The sequence below is a fragment of the Halarchaeum acidiphilum MH1-52-1 genome, from assembly GCF_000474235.1.
Taxonomy (GTDB): Archaea; Halobacteriota; Halobacteria; order Halobacteriales; family Halobacteriaceae; genus Halarchaeum; species Halarchaeum acidiphilum.
In genome coordinates this window covers 1-3,528 of the sequence record NZ_BATA01000116.1, presented here as the reverse complement: position 1 = coordinate 3,528, position 3,528 = coordinate 1, and the positions used below count along the sequence as shown (strand labels likewise).

Sequence of the window (3,528 nt, the reverse complement as noted above, 5' to 3'; positions counted from 1 at the left end):
CCGTTCGCCTTTCCGCGGCGCTAACGCGCCGCGTTCACTCCAATTTATTCAGCGCTTGGAAGAAGTCGCTCTCCGGTCCGGCGACGCGCGCGGGCTCGTCGGCGCGCGTCAGCGTGATGATCTCCGGGATCTCGACGTGATAGCGGCTCGCGCCGTCCGCGGACACCACGACCTCGTCCGCGCCGTCGACGCGCACCGTGATCTCAGCGTCGAGCGGCACGACGAGCGGCGGCATCGTGTCCGTCGCGCACATGTCGTTCACGATGAACCCCGGGACCCCGGGCTGGACGAGCGGCCCGCGCTCGCTCATGTTGTACGCCGTCGATCCCGTCGGCGTCGCGACGAGCAGCCCGTCCGCGTGCCCCGCGGTGTAGAGCGAGCCGTCGACGCGCACCTCCACCTCGATGCCCTGCCCGTGCCCCCGCTCCGGGCCCTGCACGACCACCTCGTTCAACGCCGGCGTCAACGACCACTCCTGCCCGCCCTCGGCCTGCACCCGCGGGACCTCGCGGGCGCGGATCTCGCCGGTCTCCGCGACGCGCTCGACCTCCTCGCGGACCGCCGCGACCGCCTCGTCCGGTGAGACGGCGTTCAGGAAGCCGACTTCGCCGAGGTTCACGCCGAGGATGGGCGTCGAACCGGCGCCGCGAGCGGCGAAGAGGAAGGTGCCGTCGCCGCCGATGCTCACCACGAGATCGCACCGGTCGAACTCCTCGACCGGCGTCCCCTCGGCCTCGATGGCGTCCGCTGTCTCCGTGTCGTACCACGTTTCGGCGTCCCGCGACGCGAGCATCTCACCGATGTCCGCAGCGAGGTAGGCCGCACGGGCGTTTCCGCGCTGAGCGACGATCCCGACGCGCATACCGACGCGAGGGCGCCCCCACTCAAAAAGCCACGCGTGTGCGACGACCGCGGGGGGAACCTTCTTGCCCTCCGGGGCTGTCCCACTACGCAATGACGGACACCGCGACGACACATGGGGGAGTGTGCCGTGTCGGGTGAAGACGGCGAGGACGACGAGTTCGCCGACGCCTTCGACGCCGGGAGCGGCGATGGCGGCGACGACAGGGCGGACGAGGACGACGAGTTCGCCGACGCCTTCGATAGCGGTGGGGACGGTGGAGGCTTCGGCGGCGAGGGCGGCGAGGACTTCGGCTTCGGCGGTGGCGGCGAACCCGACCCCTCCGAGTTCGGTTTCGGCGGCGGTGGCGGCGGCGGCGGAAGCGACGAGTTCGCCGACGAGGATCTCGACTCCGACATCCCCCGTATCGAGTTCGGCGTCGAGGGACTCGACGAGATGGTGCAGGGCGGGATTCCCGAGCGCAGCCTCCTCGTCACCATCGGCGGCGCCGGCACCGGGAAGACCACCTTCGGTCTCCAGTTCCTCCAGCACGGCATCGAGAACGGCCAGAAGGGCGCCTACATCACCTTGGAGGAGAGCTACGATCGCGTCGTCCAGAGCGCCGGCGAGAAGGGGTGGCCCTTCCAAGCGCACGTCGACAACGGCGATCTCGCCGTCGTCGACCTCGATCCCATCGAGATGGCGAACAGCCTCTCCAGCATCCGCAACGAACTCCCGCAGCTCGTCGAGGAGTTCGGCGCCGACCGCCTCGTCCTCGACTCCGTCTCGCTGTTGGAGATGATGTACGACGATCAGGCCACCCGGCGCACCGAGATCTACGACTTCGCGAAAGCGCTCAAGAACGCCGGCGTCACCACCTTCCTCACCAGCGAAGCCGATCAGGACAACGCCTTCGCCTCACGGCACGGCATCATCGAATACCTCACCGACGGCGTCGTCGTCCTCCGCTACGTCCGCCCCGAGGACTTCCGCGAGACCCGCCTCGCCGTCGAGATCCAGAAGATCCGCGACGCCAATCACTCCCGCGAGACCAAACCCTACGAGATCACGAACAGCGGGATCTCGGTGTACCGGCAGGCCAACATCTTCTAAACGACCTTTTGCTGCGCGTCAGCTACGCTGACGCTGGCAAAAGCTCGGCCACTGTAGGAAGCGAAGCTTCCTACCGTTCAGTCAGAAAGCGCTGCTTTCTGACGACAAAAGCCTGCGTCGGGGCCGCTGGCCCCTCCCTTGGCCTCGTGCCTCCGGCACGAGTGAACCGCTTCGCTCGCGGACGCTTGACGGGGTGGGAAGTTCGGCTCAGGAAAAGTACCGGCGTGGGACGCCGATTGACTGTTAGATGCAGACAAGAGAGATGCCGTAGGGAACGTTTCAGTTAGCCAAACTCTTTACAGGTCGAACCCTTTCTGATAAGCATGGCGGTACTCCCACGGGTGTTGTTTCGGGAGTCAGATGGACGAAGGAAGGGGTTCATCTTCTCGTTCCTGTCGTTCATCTCTCTTCTTGGATGGGCGTATTTCGGTGTCTTACTCAATGGTTCCCACTTCTCCCTCTTTTTGGGTATCCCGATTGCTTTCATCGGGGTCGCTGAATCTCTGCCTAAAGACCGACAACGGATAGCAGGAGTACTACGAGTGCTCGCACTTGGCACCGGGGTGATTTACTTGGTTGGTCTCGCATTGGCTCCGGAATTAGCACTGAATTAGGCCAGAAAGCGTATTGACCCGGTATTTATGGAATCTATTGATCATGTGTTACAACCCATTCGGTGACTACACACTTCGTCTTCTCAGCTGATTACGTGGCGAGTGGGGTTCCGCCGAAATGACTATCGGTAAGACTTGCGTATTACGTCTATATGTCTGAAGCGGACACGAGCGACGGCGGCACGGACGAGATCGCCACGGTGAACTTCAAAGTCACCGAGTCGTTCCTCGACGAGATCGACGACACGTGGCAGGGGCGCGGGTTCAACAGTCGAAGCGAGTTCATCCGGTACACGCTTCGGGACGCCATCGAGTTCCCGACGTTCGACCGCGACGAACTCGTTGCCCTGCTCGAAGCCGAGGAGGACATCCGCGAGGGTCGGACGACGAGCGTCGAGGAGGCCCGCGAGCGGTTCGGCACGAGCGATGAGTGACGACGGGTGGACGTGGGAACTCTCCTCGACGGCCGAAGACGACCTCGACGGACTGTCTCCCGCTGAGCAAGACCGAATACTCGACAAGCTCGATGAGATCGTCTCCTCGCCGTGGCGCGACCCGCCCGACTACGGGGAACCGCTCCAGAACAGCCCGCACAAGAAGATACGCATCGGGGAGTTCCGGCTCTCCGTGACCTTCCGGCAAAACGACGGGCGGCTCGTCGTCGCACGTATCAAGCGTCGTGGCGGCGCGTACACCGCTGATGACGATTAAGTAACGTACACCCCTCGATGCGGCGAGATTCAAGGGAATGATTCGGTGGATTTGCCCCCTGTCGTCGGTCGTGACCCGAGTGAACTGAACGGTTCTTGCACAACGAGAGCCAGCGAACCGAACTATCGGGGGCCATAGTTCGCCGAGTGAGCGGTTCGGAGAACCCGAACGAGGCGATTCACTCGCGCCGAAGGCGCGAGGCCCGAGGACCCCCGTAAGGGGTCCGATGGTGCTTTTGGTCGAGCTTTT

4 protein-coding genes are annotated in these 3,528 nt (G+C 64.0%); 3 read left to right on the top strand and 1 reads right to left on the bottom strand.

The window, feature by feature from the left end; all coding sequences use genetic code 11:
• Nucleotides 1-34 precede the first annotated feature (34 nt).
• Entirely contained in the window at nt 35-862 is an 828-nt protein-coding gene (locus tag AOZ13_RS13160; RefSeq protein WP_020222905.1) for an NAD(+)/NADH kinase, read from the bottom strand.
• A 114-nt stretch (nt 863-976) separates the two neighbouring features.
• Here AOZ13_RS13160 and AOZ13_RS13155 point away from each other — a divergent pair, with 114 nt between their 5' ends.
• From AOZ13_RS13155 to AOZ13_RS13140, 3 genes are all read left to right on the top strand, one after another.
• Nucleotides 977-1,954, top strand: a complete 978-nt coding sequence (locus AOZ13_RS13155; protein WP_049934130.1) for a KaiC domain-containing protein — start codon at nt 977-979, stop codon at nt 1,952-1,954.
• A 766-nt stretch (nt 1,955-2,720) separates the two neighbouring features.
• The gene (locus AOZ13_RS13145) at nt 2,721-3,002 is read left to right on the top strand and encodes a ribbon-helix-helix domain-containing protein (protein WP_020222659.1); all 282 of its coding nucleotides are present in this window, start codon (nt 2,721-2,723) and stop codon (nt 3,000-3,002) included.
• Entirely contained in the window at nt 2,995-3,279 is a 285-nt protein-coding gene (locus AOZ13_RS13140) for a type II toxin-antitoxin system RelE family toxin (RefSeq protein WP_020222658.1), read from the top strand. The genes AOZ13_RS13145 and AOZ13_RS13140 overlap by 8 nt, the downstream gene beginning before the upstream one ends.
• The last annotated feature ends 249 nt before the right edge of the window (nt 3,280-3,528 follow it).

What these genes read in the sequence shown, in the direction of transcription:
- AOZ13_RS13160 (WP_020222905.1), bottom strand. Translation starts at nt 862, where the DNA reads ATGCGCGTCGGGATCGTCGCTCAGCGCGGAAACGCCCGTGCGGCCTAC.
- AOZ13_RS13155 (WP_049934130.1), top strand. Translation starts at nt 977, where the DNA reads ATGGGGGAGTGTGCCGTGTCGGGTGAAGACGGCGAGGACGACGAGTTC.
- AOZ13_RS13145 (WP_020222659.1), top strand. Translation starts at nt 2,721, where the DNA reads ATGTCTGAAGCGGACACGAGCGACGGCGGCACGGACGAGATCGCCACG.
- AOZ13_RS13140 (WP_020222658.1), top strand. Translation starts at nt 2,995, where the DNA reads ATGAGTGACGACGGGTGGACGTGGGAACTCTCCTCGACGGCCGAAGAC.